The organism is Pseudomonas sp. B2021 (assembly GCF_018135665.1).
Lineage (GTDB): Bacteria > Pseudomonadota > Gammaproteobacteria > Pseudomonadales > Pseudomonadaceae > Aquipseudomonas > Aquipseudomonas lactis.
Map to the genome: position 1 here is coordinate 1 of NZ_SMOF01000054.1, position 222 is coordinate 222.

At 62.6% G+C, this 222-nt stretch carries 1 pseudogene; it reads left to right on the plus strand.

What is annotated here, in order from left to right:
* Positions 1–221: pseudogene (locus tag E1K68_RS28165) on the plus strand (2,3-diketo-5-methylthio-1-phosphopentane phosphatase); the annotation flags it as partial.
* Position 222: the final 1 nt, after the last annotated feature.

Genomic DNA, 222 nt, shown 5'->3' on the forward strand with positions numbered 1-222 from the left:
GCGACGGCAAGTCCGACATGTGCGTGGCCTCCACCGCCGACTTCGTGTTCGCCAAGGGCAGCCTCGCCGAGTACTGCGTCGCCCACCAGATCCCTCATGCGCGCTTCGACACCTTTGCGCAGGTGCCGGCGTTGCTGGCCAAGCTGCCACAAGGCCTCGCTGCCAACGCCACCACCTTCAACACCTCTTCTGACCATCAGGAACTCTTCCATCATGTCTGAT